15 protein-coding genes are annotated in these 19,309 nt (G+C 50.3%); 5 read left to right on the plus strand and 10 right to left on the minus strand.

Going from position 1 to position 19,309, the window contains the following annotated elements; all coding sequences use genetic code 11:
• A partial coding sequence (locus TPRIMZ1_RS0110390) for a VOC family protein (RefSeq protein ID WP_010258765.1) occupies nt 1–278 on the plus strand: 278 nt, incomplete at its 5' end.
• 87 nt (nt 279–365) lie between these two features.
• Nucleotides 366–2,759 (plus strand): ATP-binding protein, encoded by a 2,394-nt coding sequence (locus TPRIMZ1_RS0110395; protein WP_010258768.1) that lies wholly within the window; start codon nt 366–368, stop codon nt 2,757–2,759.
• A 31-nt stretch (nt 2,760–2,790) separates the two neighbouring features.
• On the opposite strand, the gene TPRIMZ1_RS0110400 is transcribed toward TPRIMZ1_RS0110395, so the two are convergent.
• From TPRIMZ1_RS0110400 to rpe, 4 genes are all read right to left on the minus strand, one after another.
• Complete coding sequence (locus TPRIMZ1_RS0110400) at nt 2,791–3,579, minus strand: nucleotidyl transferase AbiEii/AbiGii toxin family protein (protein WP_010258772.1); 789 nt, start codon at nt 3,577–3,579, stop codon at nt 2,791–2,793.
• On the minus strand, nt 3,576–4,418 hold the full coding sequence (locus TPRIMZ1_RS0110405) for a type IV toxin-antitoxin system AbiEi family antitoxin domain-containing protein (protein ID WP_081503657.1): 843 nt from the start codon (nt 4,416–4,418) through the stop codon (nt 3,576–3,578). The genes TPRIMZ1_RS0110400 and TPRIMZ1_RS0110405 overlap by 4 nt, the downstream gene beginning before the upstream one ends.
• A gap of 74 nt (nt 4,419–4,492) precedes the next feature.
• Nucleotides 4,493–5,614, minus strand: coding sequence for a tetratricopeptide repeat protein (locus TPRIMZ1_RS0110410; protein WP_026043665.1), 1,122 nt, complete (start codon nt 5,612–5,614; stop codon nt 4,493–4,495).
• Nucleotide 5,615: 1 nt separating this feature from the next.
• Nucleotides 5,616–6,272 (minus strand): ribulose-phosphate 3-epimerase, encoded by a 657-nt coding sequence (rpe, locus tag TPRIMZ1_RS0110415; RefSeq protein ID WP_010258781.1) that lies wholly within the window; start codon nt 6,270–6,272, stop codon nt 5,616–5,618.
• Nucleotides 6,273–6,430: 158 nt separating this feature from the next.
• On the opposite strand from rpe, the gene TPRIMZ1_RS0110420 reads away from it, so the two are divergent.
• Together TPRIMZ1_RS0110420 and greA are read left to right on the plus strand one after the other, a co-directional pair.
• Nucleotides 6,431–7,408, plus strand: a complete 978-nt coding sequence (locus TPRIMZ1_RS0110420) for a tetratricopeptide repeat protein (RefSeq protein ID WP_026043666.1) — start codon at nt 6,431–6,433, stop codon at nt 7,406–7,408.
• Between the two features lie 22 nt (nt 7,409–7,430).
• Complete coding sequence (gene greA / locus TPRIMZ1_RS0110425) at nt 7,431–10,127, plus strand: transcription elongation factor GreA (RefSeq protein ID WP_010258786.1); 2,697 nt, start codon at nt 7,431–7,433, stop codon at nt 10,125–10,127.
• Here greA and TPRIMZ1_RS0110430 read toward each other — a convergent pair.
• Complete coding sequence (locus TPRIMZ1_RS0110430; protein ID WP_010258790.1) at nt 10,124–11,785, minus strand: HEAT repeat domain-containing protein; 1,662 nt, start codon at nt 11,783–11,785, stop codon at nt 10,124–10,126. The genes greA and TPRIMZ1_RS0110430 overlap by 4 nt on opposite strands.
• Nucleotides 11,782–12,915, minus strand: coding sequence for a tRNA guanosine(34) transglycosylase Tgt (tgt, locus tag TPRIMZ1_RS0110435; RefSeq protein WP_010258794.1), 1,134 nt, complete (start codon nt 12,913–12,915; stop codon nt 11,782–11,784). Before tgt ends, TPRIMZ1_RS0110430 begins: the two co-directional genes overlap by 4 nt.
• A gap of 189 nt (nt 12,916–13,104) precedes the next feature.
• Here tgt and TPRIMZ1_RS0110445 point away from each other — a divergent pair, with 189 nt between their 5' ends.
• The gene (locus TPRIMZ1_RS0110445; protein ID WP_010258797.1) at nt 13,105–14,283 is read left to right on the plus strand and encodes an MFS transporter; all 1,179 of its coding nucleotides are present in this window, start codon (nt 13,105–13,107) and stop codon (nt 14,281–14,283) included.
• A 29-nt stretch (nt 14,284–14,312) separates the two neighbouring features.
• On the opposite strand, the gene TPRIMZ1_RS0110450 is transcribed toward TPRIMZ1_RS0110445, so the two are convergent.
• Genes TPRIMZ1_RS0110450 through pnp form a run of 4 tightly spaced genes read right to left on the minus strand, consistent with a single transcriptional unit; the run spans nt 14,313 to nt 19,303 of the window.
• Nucleotides 14,313–15,377: an LptF/LptG family permease gene (locus TPRIMZ1_RS0110450; protein WP_010258801.1), complete on the minus strand. Its 1,065-nt coding sequence runs from the start codon at nt 15,375–15,377 to the stop codon at nt 14,313–14,315.
• The gene (locus TPRIMZ1_RS0110455) at nt 15,374–16,657 is read right to left on the minus strand and encodes an LptF/LptG family permease (RefSeq protein ID WP_010258804.1); all 1,284 of its coding nucleotides are present in this window, start codon (nt 16,655–16,657) and stop codon (nt 15,374–15,376) included. Before TPRIMZ1_RS0110455 ends, TPRIMZ1_RS0110450 begins: the two co-directional genes overlap by 4 nt.
• Nucleotides 16,654–17,136, minus strand: coding sequence for a dUTP diphosphatase (dut, locus tag TPRIMZ1_RS0110460; RefSeq protein ID WP_010258808.1), 483 nt, complete (start codon nt 17,134–17,136; stop codon nt 16,654–16,656). The genes TPRIMZ1_RS0110455 and dut overlap by 4 nt, the downstream gene beginning before the upstream one ends.
• Nucleotides 17,114–19,303 carry a polyribonucleotide nucleotidyltransferase gene (gene pnp / locus TPRIMZ1_RS0110465; protein ID WP_010258810.1) on the minus strand — a complete coding sequence of 730 codons (2,190 nt, stop codon included), beginning with the start codon at nt 19,301–19,303 and terminating at the stop codon, nt 17,114–17,116. The genes dut and pnp overlap by 23 nt, the downstream gene beginning before the upstream one ends.
• Nucleotides 19,304–19,309: the final 6 nt, after the last annotated feature.

The following is a 19,309-nucleotide window of genomic DNA, read 5'->3' on the forward strand; positions in this document are numbered from 1 at the left end:
AGCCTGAGAAGGACCGTATCATCTACTCTTCAATTCCGGTTTTCGGCAGTAAGCTCATGCTCTCCGACTGCCCCTCGGATTATCCCTGGGTTGGGGGCAATAACTTCGCCCTGGTACTTGGTTCCGGGGATGAAAAGGAAATCCGCCGTATCTTTGAAACCCTGCGCAAAGAAGGTGAAGTACGCATGCCCCTGGGGAAGACCTTCTTCAGCGAGCTCTTCGGCATGGTAAAGGACAAATTCGGGATCATCTGGCAACTCAGCAAGACGCCCGTTTAATGCGTCTCCCTCCCATAGCTCCGTTTACACGATCTTCCATGAAATGTTATAATACTTAGTAGTATATGCTCAAGGATAAGGTACATTATGTTTAAAAATCTAAGCCTGAGGTTTAAGATCTTCTTTCTGGTTTCGGCGGTTGTCATTGTTTCGTTTCTGACCCTTACCATAATCGTTTCCAACAGGTCTATCGGGATGGCGCAGAAAGACGCTTTCAGCCTGGCCCAGGAAACGGCTGATAAATACAAAAATGCAATTATAGCGGAGTTGCAGGGCGCCCGGATAACGGCGGAAACATTCTCAACGGTTTTTGAAACCTTAAAGGATTATAACCTTACCGACCGGGATATGATGAATGATATACTCAAAAATGCCCTGGCGAACAAGGAATACATCACCGCTTTCTGTATCGCCTATGATCCCGATGCCCTGGACGGAAAAGATGCCCTGTATGCGGGGCTGGGGCCGGCCTATGACGAGACCGGACGCTATGCCCCGTATTGGAACAAACTGGGGGGCAATATCGACGTTGAATTTTTGCCCGCCATCGACAGCGAAGACTGGTATATCGTTCCAAAGACTGAACGCCACGAATATATCACCGACCCTTACCCGTATGGGCTTCAGGGACAAACGGTTATGCTGGCCAGTTTGGTTTTTCCGATTATTCATAGTGAAAAATTTATCGGTATCATCTCTTCCGACATCGTCCTGGACAAGCTCCAGGAAATGGCCGCCAAGGTAAATCCCCATGGACAGGAAGGATATACGGAAATCATTTCAAATTCAGGCGCCGTTATAGCGCATCCCAACAAAGACTATTTGGGAAAGGATTTAGCGGAAACTTTGGTGGAAGGCCAGAGCCGGCTTCAATATATTGATGAGATCAAAAGCGCCATAAAGAGCGGCGAAATGTATATTTCAACGGGCAAGCATTTTTATACCGTATATATGCCCATCCAATTCAGTAGTGTTACGAATCCCTGGTCAGTTGCGGTCAGTATTCCCATGGCGAAAATTATGACCAATGCCAACAGTATTCGTAATTACGTTATTCTGGTTTCAATTATCGCAATATGTGTAATCGCATTTGTGTTATACTTTATTGTACGGAGCGTTACAAAACCTATACTTATACTTTCGGATACGGCCAAAACCCTTGGGGAAGGCCATTTTGATACCGAGGTGCCTCTTATCAAGAGTAATGATGAAATCGGGGCCCTGTCAAGGGCATTCAAGTTTATGGTAGAAAAACTGAACGGCGCCATGACAGAAGCCGTGGATGCGAATAAGGCGAAGGGCCTCTTTATGGCCAATATAAGCCATGAGATTCGCACACCGCTAAATGCCGTTATGGGGCTGAACGATCTCCTGCTTAAAACTAATGTGGATGATAAACAGCGGGACTACATTGAAAAAATAAAAGGCGCTTCCGCAACCCTGCTCGGCCTGGTCAATGATATCCTCGACTTTTCCGAAGCCGAAGAAGGGCACATGAAACTGGAAAACGCCCCCTTTGATATACGGAAAATGTTTGATGAGCTTTCGGTATTTTTCCGGGAGAAAAACAAAAACTCTCCCCTGGAGCTGCGGTTTGAACTGGATTCCGCCCTTCCCGCCTCCCTTATGGGGGATGAGCGGCGGCTAAGGCAGATCTTTACCAATCTTACCGATAACGCATATAAGTTTACCGAAAAAGGTTCCATCACAGTTCGTGCAGCCGTGTCCAAGCATGACAGTAATAGTGTGGCTCTGGACTTTGCGGTACGCGATACGGGTATAGGCATGAGCCAGGATCAGATGGAAAAACTATTCGCCGCCTTTGACCAGGCGGATAATTCCGCAACCCGTAAATACGGAGGGGCCGGCATAGGGCTTGCGGTCACCCGTGAAATAGTGGAGCTCATGGGCGGGAAGATTTCCGCCACCAGTGAACTGAAAAAAGGCACAACATTCATGTTTTCCTGCACCTTCCCGCTTGTGGCGCCGCTGGCTGTGCCGCTGGCTGTGCCGTTGGCAGTGCCGTTGGCAGTGGAAAAACCCGCGATCCAAGATGCGGCGCCTACGAACACTGAAAATGCCGTATTGCATGGGGTACGCGTTTTACTGGTGGAAGACAATGAAATTAACGTCATGATCGTTCAGGAACTCCTGAATGTGGTTGGTATGGAAGTTACTACGGCGCAAAACGGTCAGGAAGCTTTGGATATTCTTGCAGATAAAGCCAAGTCACGGCTCCCGCCCTTTGACCTGGTGCTGATGGATCTCCAAATGCCCGTTATGGACGGTTACGAGGCTACCCGGCTCATCAAGGAAAACCCCGAATACAAGGGTATGCCGGTTTATGCGCTGACAGCCCATGCGTTCCCCGAGGAACGGGAACGCTGCCTTGCGCTGGGCATGGAAGACCACCTGACCAAACCCATTGATATCGATACGTTTTACAGCGCCCTGCGAAATGCGGCGGCCTCGAAAAAGTAACGGTTAAACAAAGCATGTCTTTAGAACTATCCTACATAGCAACGAGTATCGTTTCCAATAGTTTTTTGTAAGCCAAATCAATATTATAATCAGTTCCAGGGCTTAAAATTGGAGTAATATCCTGACGAAATCCAGGATCGGCTATTTTCAACTTCAAATTCAAAGCATATTCCTTTGCAGAAGGAATTTCATGATCAGGAAAAGAAATATAACGTTTGTAACATTTGACTGTCCGCAGAAGGTCAAGTTTCCCGCTTTCAATGGCACAGTAGAGGTCAAAAAGATCCCGCCCTTTTTTCCGCTGATATAAGGCTCGTATTTTCGTACCCATAAGTTCATCCAGTGTATAGGTATTTATTTTGCACCCCCCGGAGTACCATTGATTCTCCATGGAGAATGGGACCACTGTTTTTCCAAGCTCGGTAAAATGCTCTTTGCAGTTAATTTCAATTTTGAGTTTCCGTATCGATACGGGGGGAAAAGTCGTCTCAAACTGGAATAACAAAACATTATTGCTCATCTTTTGTCTGGTCTTGGAATCGCCTATAAATGACAAAACTTCTTTTAATCTGTCCAGGGTCTGCCCGATTGGTTCAGAATTAACCTGGACCAAGTCAATGTCTTCTGAATAGCGCTTCGGCGGCGGCAAGTATAATTTATGTATTGCAGTCCCGCCCCGAAACGCCAGTTTTGCGGATAAAAAATCATCGCTAAATATCGCAACAAGGGTTCTGCTGATGAGTAGATCCTGCTCTATATTGTGCATGTCTTTCCAGGGCGCCTTATTAGCCCATTCGGTAATTGCCGCTCTTGGTATCATATATCCGGCTCCACAGTATAATTGATTTCAACCTTCCATTTTTGACTGACCGGGTAAATCCCCTTCCCTTTTTTGCCGGTATTTGGAACCAGCGGGACTTTGCGAAAACTAATCCCTGCTGCAATAATTTTGTCAAAAAGAACGCCGGATATCTCTTTCTCTTCCAGCACTTCATCAAAAATAAAGCCCAATCTTTGAAGAACTGCCGGAGGAACCCCTAAAAAAAAGTCTTTCGCTACTCGGTTAAAATCCGTGGTTTCCGCTAATTCTGAAAGTACGGTCGCTATATGCGAAATACCCCCTGCTCTTTGAGGATAGAGCAACAGATCGATGGCAGTCAATTCCGGAGAAGAAACCTTTATTATACCGCTGTTTACTGTTTTTGTGACAAGGTATGAACCGGGTATAACTTTCTTTTCTATCATTTCCAGCCTGATGCCGGAAACCATTTTATCCCGAAGATGTTTCTCGCAGACAACCTGAAATACTTGGGGTGCCTGGTGCGCTGCCCCTTCCAATGCGGCGGCGCTCAGCAACCCTATGTAGTATTGCGAACCGATATACTTCATAAGATGCCCAATGTATTCGGACGGCGGCGCCACAGCGGAAAGTCCATATTCCGGCAAACTGATGACATAAAACCCCTGCCAGACAGACCTGATTTTTCCTGACTTGGAAAGCCTGAAGAGCGTATTTTTGATATTACAAGCGGGCATTTCGGGAAACTGTTCCTTTGTCTCTTCGATGGAAAAAGAGGATTTGCCCATCTTTGGCAGGTCTTCAACCCAATACCGAACCTGGCTATATCTTTTCATGACTTTCCTACAATTAACGCGCATTTATAATTAAATTATGATGCTTTTTGCGCTTTTATTGCATTATAGGACATTAACCTGCTATATGTCAATCCTTATTACTTGCCTAAAAAGGCTGCCTGGTGTAGGGCGATTCCTTCCAGACGTATGCCATCTTCTCCCGCTGCTGAGGAGACTGGGATTACCTTGGCCAGGACTTCCAGGGGGCGTTCCGGATTGACGGGAACGGAAAAGTTAAAGACTACCTGGACTATACCTTCCAGGGTGCTGCGGGTGTCGTAGCCCACCAGGAAATCAAAGGATGTGCTGTCCTGGGCTTCATTAAGATTTGTGGCCATGCCACGCCAAATGATATAACAGTCACGGTATAAGAGGGGGTCCTGGTTGACCTCGGCGTAGGGGAAACGATCCTTCAGGGTATCAAAGCCCGGAACTTCCATGTAGGAGATGAGGAGCCGGGCCTTGTTTTTAATCGGATCCGAAGCGTTGGATTCGATAAGCCGGTTCAGGGAAACTTTGGCAGCCTCATCCCGGTATTCTATAAAGAGTTTGCGCGCAGCCTCATAGATCTCCAAAACCTGGTTCCGGGTGAGAATGTACCGGAAAGTCCCGCCGGTCTGAACCGGCGTTTCCCGGTCCTCCCGTTCCAGGGCAAGACCCACAAGCCCTCCCCTTTCAGACGAAACAACCTTGCCCAGGGGAATTACCCCAAGCTTAACCAAAATACCCCCGGCCAAGGCTAAAAACAGGATCACCCCAACAACGGGAACAAATAACCGCTCTACAGTAAGGGGCAGTTTGGGAGCCGGCGGGAAAAGCTGGGGAGCTTTCCCTGAATCTATCCAATTCTGGATCCCCTCGGGACCGCTGTTTTTCCGCAGTACCTGCAGGGCCTTCTTGGCAATCCGGTTCCGGCTTTCCGAATCCAGGACTTCCAGGTATAAATCCACCGCTTTTCCCGTATCGCCCCGGTGGAGATAACACACCGCCATCCCCAGCAAAACCGAGGGGTCCAGCATTTTGATTTCCCGGGCGCGCTTAAAATAGGTAAAGGCCCCCCCTAAATCACCGGCCCGCAAACAGGCGCTTCCCAATATATAATAATAGTTAAAGGAATCGTGGTACCGGACTACCTCTGGCTGGAGTATACTGATTACATCCCCATATTTTTTCCGCATTAAAAGACGGACTGCCCTGGATAAAATCGGATCAAGTCTCATCTTATGCTAAACCCTTTAGCCGCCTTACCAGGGCTCCCTTATCCACGGCGCTGAAAAAAGCCGATCCAGCGACCATGATATCAACCTCCGCCTCCCGGGCAGAGGGGGCGGTAGCTTCGTTTATGCCCCCGTCAACGGAAATAAGGTAATCTCCCCTCCCCGCTTCTCTAAACTTAACCAGATCCCGGACTTTTTCAAAACATTCCGGAATAATGGGCTGACCCCCGTAACCGGGGTTGACGGTCATAATCAGGATAAGATCCACAAAGGGAAGCAGGGGTTCTATAAGGGATACCGGTGTAGAGGGTACGATACTGATCCCGGCCTTTTTGCCCTTCTCGTGAATAGCCTGAAGGAGCCGGTGGGAGTGAACCGCCGCTTCAGTGTGAAAGGTGATATAATCCGCCCCGGCCTGGGCAAAGGAATCGATAAAATTAGCGGGATTCTGGACCATCAAATGAACATCAAAAATTTGGGCTGTATGGGGACGGAGATCCGCCACCATTTTAGGACCAAAGCTTATATTGGGGACAAAACAACCGTCCATCACATCAAGATGGACCCATTCCGCTCCGGAGGAGCCTATAAGGGCCACTCCATCGGCCATGAAGGAGAAATCAGCTGAAAGCACCGAAGGCGCAATTATGGGTATCCGCATATCTTGATGATACCGGCGCGGCCCCCCCTTGTAAAGAACCGTATAAATGGTATAATACAAAGGATACTTTTATCAGAATGTCATTTATTATACAAGCCTTCAGCTTGGTTTTGTAAGGAAATTATTCACACGCCGTTATGCGGCTGGCGAAGCAAGCCATGAGCGAAGAACAACCAATACAGAGGCTCATTCAGAAGGCCTATGAAAATCTGAAAACCTCTGACGCTGCTTCGGCCATAATGGCGTTGGATGAAGCGCTTAAGATAGATTTTGAGAATCCGGAAGTGGTGTACGCCCTAACGTGCATTCAATGGTGGCTTAACCGGATTAAGGGCGCCGAGGGTGAAGCCCAGGGCAGTACCTTTCTAGAGCAGAGCGATACCTATGCCCGAGGGGAGTTTATCCTCTCCCAGTGGGACGCTTTTTACGGTTTTCTGGATCGTATCGGCGAGGGGGAGACATCCAAATATGACCCCTGCCACTATGCGGTAAAGCGGTTTGTGTTTTCCACCGCTTTGCAGTCCTTCGAGGGTATCCTGGGGGATGGAATTAACCAGCATGACCCTGAATTGCTGCTGCAAGTGGGCCGCTGTTACAAAGGGGTGGGGAATTATGAAGAAGCCCTGAAGTACCTGGAACAGGCCGTCCGGTTTAAGCGGGAAGATGGGGAGGCATTGTCCCAACTGGCGGATGTAAATGCTCTAATAGAGGAGACCCGGAGCGCCAAGGCGCTGTTTCGGGAGGCTTTCTTTATGGATGCACAAAAAGTGGACATTCGGTCTATGGAATCGGAGATGATCCTGCGGCTGCGGGATCGGGTAAAAGCCCTGGGGTATACGGGCAAGGAACTTTTGGAATGGATACCCATTTATGGATGTTTATACGGGATATTTTCGGTCAAGCGTGAGTTAAAGCAGGTTGAATTAGGGCGCTTGAAACAATCAATTTTTACCCTGGAAAACGCCATTCGAGGCAAGCCGGAAGATCTGGACCTCCTTATCCCCCGGCTGATTAACCGGTATTTTTGGTTAATCGACCATTACGAAAATGTTCAGGAAGATCCCGCATTAATAGCGGAGACCCTGTTGAAGATAAAGATTTATGATCCCGCCATATACGAACGGTATATAGGTTAGTTTTGAATGATGGAGTTGTGAGATGTCTGAAGCTCTTTTGAAAAATGTCCAGGAAATGCTCAATGAGGAAAAGTGGACCAGGGCCACCCTCAGCAATTATTCTACCAACCAGTTTAAAGAGCTGGATGTCCTCTTAAAAGAAGCCCGGGATGCACGGGCCTACGATGAATTAAAAAAGCTCTGCGATGAGCACCTGGTTCATACGAAGAACAGCATCATCGCCCTCTATCTTTCGGGGATGATCGCCCTATCCCGGCAGCTCATCGACGACTCCGCCCTGATCAACCTGGTTACCATTTTTGTGGATAACCATAAGTGGAGCATCGTAAAGTACCTCTGTGAACGTATCCTGGATTACGGAGAATCGAAATTCGCCCTGCGTACCCTGGCGGAATGTTATAAAAACGATAACGAAGAGACGGCCATATACGACATCTGGGAACGGCTGGTCAAGGTAGACTACGAAGAAGCGGATCTGGCAAAGTCCCTGGGGGAATACTACGAAAAACAGGGAAAGATAGAAGAGGCGGTGGACTACTATAAAAAAGCCCTGCACCGGTATATCAACAAGGCCCTGTTTACCAATGTCCGGGAAATATGGGCAAAGCTGATCGAATATAATAAAGAAGATATCGACTTTTTTCTCCATGTCCAGAAGAAAATCGCCAAGAATATTAGTAAAGACAAGGCAGTACTCCTGCTCAACGATGTGTACATTTACTGTAAGGAGAAGGGCGATATCGAAACTGCCATCAGTATCTGTAAAATAATTTTGCAGTACGATGAACGGGATGAACCGGCCCGGAAAGAAATCACCGAGTGTTTCAGGCTGAAATACGCGGGACACAGCCAGTTGGAAGAATATATCAGGATATCCAACCTTACCCAGAAATACCGCAATGTCCACGAGGCGATCACGGATTTTGAAAAGCATATCGCCTTTGATAAGGGGAACTTTGTATTCCACCGGACCTGGGGAATCGGGCGTATCGCTAAGGTACAGGGTGATGAGATTGTCATTGATTTTGCAAAGAAACGGGAACATTCCATGTCCCTCAAAATGGCGGTAAATGCCCTGCAAACCATATCGAAGGGTCATATATGGGTACTCAAGGCCACCAAGAAAAAGGAAGAGCTCCACGACAAGGTGAAGGAAGATCCCGTCTGGGCCTTAAAAACGGTGATCCGCAGTTTTAATAACACCTGTGACATCAAGCACATGAAGGCGGAATTGGTACCCAGCATCCTTTCTTCCGGAGAATGGACCACCTGGAGCGGTAAGGCCCGGGACATCCTCAAGGCGGATCCCAGTTTTGGTGTGAGCCCCGATAATATCGACATTTTTACGGTCCGGGACAGGCCTATCAGTATAGAGGAAAAACTCTACAATGAATTTAAGGCGGAACGGAATTTCTTTGATCGGGCCGTGACTATCCGGAATTATGTAGCCCAAAAGGACGTGGAACTGGATTCCGAATACTTTACCGAAATGTTTGCCTACTTCTCGGCTTACCTCCGGTCAAAAAACCAGGTTAACGAATTTGTGGTGGCCTCCTACCTCCTGGTAAAGGATCTGGTAGGCCGGTATCCCTATTTGGGCGCCGGACTATCCCTGAACTTTATTGAGATATTTGAAGGTATTGAAGATGTGCCGGCCCTGTTCTTAAGCCTGAAGGATGCTAAGTTAAAGGAAGAATTCATCCATCATATCCAGCTCTTTGTCCCCAGCTGGCCGGATATTTATATCAAGCTTTTTCCCTATGCCATGACCGCTTCCATTGTTACCAATTTGAAAAAGGAAGGGTATGAGGATAAGCTCGTTACCCTGACCCAGTATTGTTTTGAAAACTACCGGGATCACCGGGAGATCCGTGATGCGGTGGTATGGATTCTAAAAAACTTCAAAGACGAAAGCTGGTTTGAAAAAGCCGCTCTTACCCTGGAGCGTAAACTTATCGTCCTTATCCATATCCTTAACATCACCTACAGGGAAATTGAGAATCACCGGGATACCGCAGAAAACAGAAAAATTAACAAACAGGTTTATACCCTGCTCTTTAAGGATGATGTATTAACCAAATTTATCGACGAGGCGGATCCGGACACGATTACCCGTATCTACACGCTTATTGAGGATGTAAAGGATCTGGACCCCGCAGATAAACTGAGCTTACGGAACCGGGTACTCCAGAAGAATCCTACCTTCAAGTTCCTTGGGGATACGGAAAAAACTATTGTTTCCCGGGGGCTCCTGGTTACCATGTCCAGGTTTGAAGAAAAACAACGGGAACTGGCCCACATTATGGACGTGGATGTGCCTGCCAACTCAAAGGAAATCGGCTTCGCCCTTTCCCTGGGGGACCTGCGTGAAAATGCGGAATACAAGGCCGCCAAAGAAAAGCAGGACCTCCTCAATTCCACCGCTGCCAAGCTGAAAGACGAAATTGAACGGGCCCAGCTTTTCGATCCCAGCACAATAAACTTAAACCGCGTTTCCTTCGGAACCAAGGTGCTGTTATCCAATGAATCAAACGGCGAAAACGAAGAGTACACCATCCTTGGACCCTGGGAGTCCGACCCGGATAACCGGATCATCTCCTACCTGTCCCCACTGGGCGGAGCTATCCTGAATAAAAAGATTGGAGAGAAATTTAACTTTTCAATTAATGACGAGAAGGTTTCGTACACCGTTAAGGAAATTTCGGCAGTGGCGTTCTAAAGCCCCAGCTTTTCCACAACTACCCGTGATTTGCGGGAGAGGCTGCCGTATTTTTCATCCGTCAATTCCCGTACCTGCTCCGCCAGGGAGCGGAATTCGTTGTTTAATACCATGTCCAGGGCGTAGGATTTCTCCACAACACCGCCGGAAGAAAAGAAACGGCGGGCCAGATCTTCCAGGGCTGTGGTTTTGGCGGAACCCAGAATCCGGAGAAACCCGTTGTATAACGGTGTCTGGTTCTTCCGTTTTGCTTCGTCCAGTTCTTCTATCACCTTGGCGGTGTAGGTATTGGCGTTGTTCTGAAGAAGCATCTCTGCAGAAAGAAGCCTGATACGGTCGGCGTTTTTCCGCTCAGTAAAAAGGGAGGAAAGGAAGTCCAGGCTTTCCTGGTTTCCAATAGCGCCCAGAGCTTTGATTGCCTCATCCTTTACCGCCTGAACATCGTCCCGCTCAGCCCGGTAGCGCAGATAGGGAACCGCTTCCACTAAACGCCTGTCCCTTGCAGCCTGGGCTGCGGCCATGCGGGTTTTGTAATAGGAATCCCGAAACGCTTCAAGGATAGCGCCGTCTATTTCCGGACCGGCGAAAGGACCCAGGGCGGCCACTGCGGTGGAACGCACGTTAGGGTCTGCGGACTCCACCGACAGCAATACTGCGTCAAGCCCGCCGGTATCGCCGATCTTCGCCAGAGCTTCCAGGGCGGACATTCGGAGCACCGCCCGTTCATCGTTGTTTTCCGCAATTTCCCGCAATAAGGGCACCCCCGCAGGTGACTTCACATCCCCAAGGGCAATGATAATTTCCCGGCGGTTTTCTTCCCCCGGGCTGCGGTCATTATAAAAATCGATCAGATACTCCGCCACTGCGGCGGCGCTTTCCTGCTCTTTACGGGTACGGGCCGGCGGGGGTGATGGTGGCAGCGGCGGTTCGGAAGTATCCTCCGCTGTGGTTTCACCCAATTCGTCTTCCGGTTTAGTCTCCGGCGGTGATTTTGCAGCGGCAATAGTATTGCTGCCCGCAGGCATACTGCCGCCGATAAGGCCTAGAGCTTTAATGCAGGCGCTTATGAAACGCTGCTCCTCCGCATCAAGCAATTCCTGAATATAGGGAACCGCCGGGGCAAATTTTATGTTTCCCAAATAGCTAAGAGCCGCCAGCACTGTCTCATTGGCTTCATCGTCCCGCTCCGCAATGGCCTTAAGAGCCCGGTCCTCAAGACCTGCCCTGTCCCGGTCCCCAAAGAAGGAAAAAACGCCGGAAAGGATATTCCGGTTCCGGGTGTTTCTAGCCACCGTAATCAGTTCCGAATCCAGCGTGGCGGTATTTTCATTTTTTAAGGTTTGGATCAGGGTGGCAATCTCCGTCTCTGTACCATAGCGGATAGTTTCCAGCCGCTTGGCATCCTCTGTGGGAAGTACCGCGTTCGCATCTCCCGAATCCGCCTTTACCACCGCCGGAGCAGGAGAGGCAGCAGGAACAACGGCCGGGACTACCGGCGCCGGAGTTAAAACAGCCGGGGCAACCGGTGAAGGATCCGATACGGGGTCTGTTACGGACTGAAGATCGGAATCGCCCCAGGACTGAGCATCCGGTGGTTCCTGGGAATACATCTGAAATAAAAATAAACAGAATAAAACAAGGACAAAGAACTTCTTCACCCGCAACCCTCCGTATACTGCTTGAGAAAATCATTTTTAAATGACAGAAACCTGTTTTCATCAATAGCTCTGCGGGCTTCCTCAACTAAATTGTGGAGGAAATAAAGGTTATGGTAGGAGGCCAGCATGGAACAGAGTATCTCCTGGGTCTTAAAAAGATGGCGCATATAGGCACGGCTGTATTGCCGGCAAACCTTACAATCACACTGGGGATCCATGGGACCGAAATCAAATTCCCGGTCCGCCCGCTTAATGGAAAGATCTCCCCGCCGGGTAAAAACCCGGCCGGTACGGCCGGTCCTGGTGGGAAGTACACAGTCAAACATATCTATCCCCTGTTCAATGGCCGCCAAAATATACTGGGGCGTTCCTATACCCATAACGTACCGGGGCTTTTCCCGGGGCAGCAGGGCGGCGGTATAGGCTAAATATTCCAGAAAAACATCCTCCCCCTCCCCCACCGATAAACCTCCAATGGCGATACCCGGGGTATCTTCCGCCGCCGCAAGGGCAGCGCTCCTCTCCCGGAGGTCCTTAAAAAAATTCCCCTGAACTATGGCAAACAATTTGCCCCCATATCCATTATCGGCCTTTTCCTCCCAAGTCTTCTTAGCTCGTTTAAGCCAATCTGCGGTAATAGTCAAAGCGCTTTCCGCTTCTTTATAGGATATGCCCCACTTGGTGCAAACATCAAGCTGCATCTGGATATCACTCCCCAGAACTGCCTGAATTTCCACCACCCCCTCAGGGCTCAGGCGATGGGTTGAACCATCAATATGGGAGCGGAATTCCACCCCCTCGTCCCGGACCTTTCTGAACGGCGCCAGGGAAAACACCTGAAACCCACCGGAATCGGTAAGGATATTCCGCTGCCAGTTCATAAAGGGATGAAGTCCCCGGGCTGCGGAAATGACATCCATCCCCGGTCTGAGGTACAGGTGGTAGGTATTGGAAAGGATAATTTCAAACCCAATGGATACCAGATCGTCTACGGTTATAGCCTTAACGGTCCCGTTGGTTCCCACGGGCATAAAGACCGGGGTACTCACCGGACCGTGGGGTAAGGTCAGGGTTCCTGTCCGAGCGGAGCAGGAAAGATCACTATGGCGGATTTCAAAAAAAGGTTTCAAAATATTTTTAACTATACTCCGGAAAATCTTTTATGTCAAATGACCAGCAAATTTTTAAGAAAAACCACCAAGATCGCAGAGGAGGCACAGAGGTCACGGAGAACACAATTATTATTATACTAAAACTACTCAATGAAAATGTGTAGTTTACATCTTGCGCGAATCGGCGTTTCTCTATAGTGTGTCCCTATGGAAAAGCAAAAGCCCAGGGTTCTTCTGTTTTTTATAATCTATGGAACCATGTTGTTCTTTGGTTTGGTGGAGAATGTCAAGGGAGTTTCTTATCCCCTAATCAAGACAGAATTCGGCGCTTCCTACGAACAGCAGGGACTTCTGGTCTCCATCATGTCCATCAGTTATGTTTTTTTCAGCCTGATAGCGGGGTTCATAGTTGCCCGTTTCGGGGCCAAGCGGGTATTCCTGGCGGGGTTTCTCTGCGCCATCCTGGGGACGCTTTCGGTTTTTTTTATGCCCAGCTTATGGACCGTGGCAGTTTCTTTGTTTTTTATCTTCGCGGGGTTCGGCTTTTTCGAGGTGGGGGTAAATGCACTGGCAACCCAGGTGTTCACGAACAAAGCCGCCCTGCTGATGAGCCTGCTCCACTTCTTCTACGGCGTCGGAGCGATCGTTGGTCCCCGGGCAGCAGGAATTCTGACTAATACCGGAGGGCTGCAATGGCGGACCATCTACCTCCTCACCATCCCCCTTTCGGTCATCTTCCTGGTTTCCACCATTGCCGCCCGGTTTCCCGAAAGATCCAAGGATGAGGCCCCAGGAAATGGCGGGCTAAGTTTTATCGAGGCCTTGCGGCTTCCCATGACCTGGACCTTTGCCATAAGCCTGGGGTTGATGGTGGTGGTGGAGATGAGCTTTAGCAATTGGGGGGGAATCTACTTTCAGGATGTGTACGGCCTGGATCCTAAAACTGCGGGGGCCGCCTTTATCTCTACTTTCTTTATTGTCTTTTCCATTTCCCGGCTTTTGAGCGGCTTTGTGATCGAAAAGCTGGGGTATATGCGGAGTCTTATCGGGGCAAATATCTGCATTATCCTTATATTGATCCTGGGCTTTAGCCTGGGCGCCCGGGGTATCCTGGTACTTCCCCTGGCGGGCTTTTTCATCGGCATATTCTGGCCTACCCACATGGCTGTTGCCATGGGCTATTTCGGGAAGGACGCCCCGGTGGTAACCAGCGCCATGATTGTTATCAGCGGACTCTTGAACACCCTGGCCCAATATCTTATCGGGATTTTCAGCCGCATAGCCGGCGCCGCTTGGGGATACCGAAGCTGCCTGGTCTACGCCGTTGTACTCCTGGGAATGCTGATTTTTCTGAACGGGAAGACTCAACAGAAAAAAACACGCTAGAACTCACCAGGGAATGCTTGGCCTTCCACCTATGTTTTTGCGTTCCGCAGAAGCAGGATACCGACCACAATAAAAATAAAAACCGGAAACCATGCTCCAATAATGGGGGGAATATACCCCAGCTTGGCCATCATCATACTGATCATTTCCGAAACATAGAAGATCACCGCCGCCGTCAAACTTGCCAGAAGGCTCATAAGAAGGATATTCTTCCTGAACCTACCCCCCATGGAAATTGACAAAATCATTACTACCAGTGATACTGTGGAAAAAGAGTACCGGTGATAAAACTCCGCCAGGGCGCCGATAAAAGGAAGTCCCGCATCCCGGAGATCCCGTACCAAAAAGCCCGCTTCCCGTACCGGCAGATCCTCCACCGCCACGGCATTCCGTCTGAAGGTATCCGGATGTTCCCGGTAAACGTCCGGATTTTCAACCGGCCGCACCCGAAGCAGACCGTTCTCCCATCGATAAATCAGCGCATTTGACAGGACCCAGTATTCGCCGTTCCATGCGGCTTGAGGAGCGCGTATAAGGGCAGTGAAGGATCCGGTTTCGGTCTGTTCAACGATGCTTAGGCCATTCAGGGTATTATTAACATGATCATAATAATCCACCGAATAGATCACCTCACCGTTTCTGGCTTTAATGACAATATCAGAATTATTCTCCGTCCGCTGCTGGTGCAAATAGAGCCTGGCCAGATCACTTTTAATTCTGAAGGTGGGAACCACCACCCGGTCTTCAAAGAAAAAAGCAAATACCGATGCCAGGAGCCCTACCGCAACCAGGGAGACAGAAAAACGCCAGAAGGGTATCCCGGAAGAAAATATGGAGGTAAGTTCATTCCTCGCGTACAGATCTCCCAGGGTATAGGCTGCGGCAAAGAGCAGGGATATGGGCATGGCATAGGAAAAACTTTTTGGCAGATAATAAAAACACACCCGGAGAATTTCCTTGAGGGGCACTTCGTAGTTAAGGTAACGCCACAGATTTGCAAAAAGGTCTATCAGGGAAAGGAGCATCACAAACATTGATACTGCAACAATAAACACGGGGAAAAATTGGCGCAGAAGATACCGGTCAAGGATCATCGCCGTATCCTTATGATGCCCATGATTACCCCAATAGACAGGGCAAGGATATTGGGGAACCACATGGACCAGAATGGTGAATACCCCAGACGCATACCCATGGTCTGGCCACTCAGAAGCAAGGCCCAGTAAATAACCGCGATAAGCAGACCGAAGATGAAGCCCACGGTCTGACCGCTTTTTTTTGCCAAGAGCCCCAGGGATACTGCGAGGAACACAAAAGAAAGGGCGCCGAAGGGTATGGAAAATTTCTTGTAATATTCAAGCCGGTAGATAAGCAGGCTCCGGTCATTTTTCAGCGCCTCTGCGGCCCCTGCTTCCCGCAAAAAATTCAAGGAGTAATTGGCGCGGCGATTCCATTCGGCATCCTCCGGACCTTTGCGCATGGCCGATTCCAGGGACAGGGCATGGGTGAGCGCCTTATTGTACCGCTGGTCGAGTCTCACCTTAAGATTTTCTTCCTTGTTTTTAATTTCCCTCCGTACATCGGTGGAACTCATCTCCCGGGGGCCTATGGAGGACACTGCCTGGATAAGATCCTCCTGGGGAACCCAGTAGCGCAGAAAGCCCGATGAACCGTAATCATAATCCTGGCGGGATACTTCCTTTGAGGATTGTATAAAAGCGTCATCCAGGTCCAGACTTAAGCCCTGTCTGCCACCGTCCTTAAGCTCCGCAGTGCGGGCCATGATAACCCGCCGCTCACCATCACTGGTTCTGTCCAGAATAAGCACATCGCTGATGGCGTTCCCCGTAACATCGCCGGTTACAACCACCGTATCCTTAAACCGTTTGACCGAGTTTGCTTCCAGTTCAAGCGCCGGGGTGGAAACCAGGATACGCCGGTAGAGCCGGGAAAACTGCACCGTCCCTGCGGGGAGGAGTACATCATTTGCAAAAAAGGACAAAAGGGATATAAAGAGCCCCACCACCAGGGCGGGAAGAAAAATATTTCTGTAGGACAGTCCCGAAGAAAGGAGCACCAATACTTCATTATCGGAACTGAGCCGCCCCACGGTCATCAATGTTCCTACCAGGGATGCAAAGGGCGCCGCCATGGCGATTATGGACGGGAGCGAATAGAGGACCAATAAAGCAACCTGATTGAAGGGAACCCGTTTCGTTAATATTTCCTGGGCCATGAGCAAAAGCTGGTTTACAAAAAAAATAAAGAAGAAAAAGAGAAAGGACACAAAAAAAGAAAACAATGTTTCTGATACGATATATAAAAAAATTGTGCGGGATAGGGAACGTTCACTTTCCACAATATTATTCATCATATTCCTGTGGATCCAAAGCCCCCTTCTCCACGTTCTGTTTCCGACAGAGAAGCGGCTTCAAGCATTCGGGCCCGGATTACCGGGGCGATAACGAGCTGGGCTATCCGATCCCCATCATGCACCGTAAAAGACTCATGGCCCAGGTTGATTAATAGTACCGCCAATTCCCCCCGGTAGTCGGCGTCAATGGTCCCCGGAGAATTCAGCACCGTAAGACCGTTCCGGGCAGCCAGCCCCGAACGGGGCCGGACCTGGGCTTCATAACCCGGGGGAATCTCCAGAACCAGCCCGGTAGAAACACGGGCACGGTCCAAGGGCAGGATCACCACCGGAGCGTCAATCCTGGCCCTGAGATCCGCCCCCGCGGCGCCCTTAGTTTCGTATTCCGGAACAAAGGCGCCGGGATCCTTTTTCAGGATCCGTACCACGGGAAGGGCCTGTTCCGAACCATCCGCCTTAGTAACGGCGGGGCCGGTCATTGCGGCGGCCGTCTCCGCGGCTATCGCTGTGTCCGCCACCATGCCCATCGCCATCTCCGCTGGGAGCGCCGTTGGGATCGATAGCATCGATATAGGAAAGGTTGAGCCGCCCCATCTTATCCACCTCAAGCAGCTTAACCGGTATCTCCTGGCCTTCCTTTAGAACATCGGTTACCACGGTGATCCGATCCCGGGAAAGTTTGGAAATATGCACCAAACCTTCTTTGCCGGGCAATATCTCTACAAAGGCGCCAAAATCCATGATCCGCTTTACCACACCGTTGTATATACGGCCCGTTTCGGGGTCGGAGACTATGCCGGTTATTGCGGTCCGGGCTTCCTCAGCGTCCTTGGCGTTCTTTCCGTAAATCGTTACGGTTCCGTCGTTTTCGGTATTGATAGTAACGCTGTACTGTTCGCAGAGGGCCTTGACGTTCTTGCCCCCGGGGCCGATGAGGGCGCCGATCTTGTCGATCTCTATCTTCATGGTTACGATCTTAGGTGCGAATTCGCTGATCTCCGACACCGGTTTGTTGATGGTCTGGTTCATGATATTCAGGATGTGGAGCCTGCCCCGCTTAGCCTGGTCCAGGGCTTTCCGCATCACCTCGGGGCTGACCCCGGCGATCTTGATATCCATCTGGAAACCGGTGATCCCGTCCTGGGTACCGGCAACCTTAAAGTCCATGTCTCCCAGGTGATCCTCGTCACCCAGGATGTCCGAAAGTACGGCGTAACGGTCAGTGGGGCCGCCCTTGCCTTCGGTGATGAGCCCCATGGCAATTCCTGCCACGGGCTTCTTCATGGGAACACCGGCGTGGAGCATGGCCAGGGTGCCTCCGCAGACCGAAGCCATGGAGGAGGAACCGTTGGACTCCATGATCTCCGAAACCACACGAATGGTGTAGGGGAATTCCGCCTTGGAGGGCACCATGGCTTCCAGGGAACGGCGGGCCAGATTGCCGTGACCGATTTCCCGGCGGCCCGTACCCATACGGCCGGTCTCACCCACCGAATAGGGGGGGAAGTTGTAGTGGAGGAGGAAGTTTTCCCGCTTATCCCCATCAATGTCGTCGAATATCTGTTCGTCAAAAACCGTACCCAGGGTGGTAACCACCAGGGCCTGGGTTTCACCCCGGGTAAAGAGTGCGGAACCGTGGGTCCGGGGTAGTATCCCTACTTCACAGGTGATGTCCCGGATATCCTCGGTACCCCGGCCGTCCACTCGGACACCCTTGTTCAGGATACCGGAACGGAGTATCTCGTACTGCATATCTTCGAAGAGGGCATCGAAGAGCTTCTTCTGGTTCTCGTCCTCAAGCTGGGCTTTATACTGGGTGGCAAGATCCGCCTTAACTTCGTTGACCGCCAGATGCCGCTCCTGCTTACCCTTGAGGAAACAGGCGGTTTCCAGCCGGGGATAGGCGGCGGAACGAATAGCGTCGCCATGCTCCAAAGAGTAGGACACTTCGGTGAGGGGAAGCTTTTCCTTACCCGCAAGTTCCCGGAGCTTGTCCTGCAAATTACAGAGCTCGGTGATCACCTGCTGGGCCTTTTCCAGGGCGGCAATCATCAGGTCCTCATCAACTTCCTTGGCCCCACCTTCCACCATGGTGATGCCTTCCTTGGTACCGGCAACCACGATTTCCAGTTTGGACTTTTCAATTTCCGGGTAGGTTGGATTAACGATGAGCTGACCATCCACGGAACAGATCCGAATCCCGGCCACGGGTCCGCCGAAGGGGATGTCCGAAATATGGACCGCTGCGGAGGCGGCGATGATCGCCAGAATGTCCGGGGGGTTAAGCTGGTCCGTAGAAATAGTGGTGGGTACCACCTGGATCTCCCGGCCGAATCGCTTATCAAAAAGGGGCCGCATGGGCCGGTCGATGAGCCGGGACACCAGGATTTCCTTGTCCTTGGGGCGGCTCTCCCGCTTGATGAAGCCCCCGGGGATCTTCCCGGCGGCGTAGTACTTCTCATTGTAATCCACCGTGAGGGGGACATAGTCCAGGCCCTCAACCGCATTGGATGATGAACAAACCGTGGCGATTACCACGGAACCCGCATATTGGGCGAACACAGAGCCGCCGGCCTGTTTCGCGATTTTACCGGTCTCAAGGATCAATTCCTTGCCGGCAATTTGATAACTTACTTTTTGAACCATAAACTC

Source organism: Treponema primitia ZAS-1 (assembly GCF_000297095.1).
In the GTDB taxonomy this organism is placed as follows: Bacteria; Spirochaetota; Spirochaetia; order Treponematales; family Breznakiellaceae; genus Termitinema; species Termitinema primitia_A.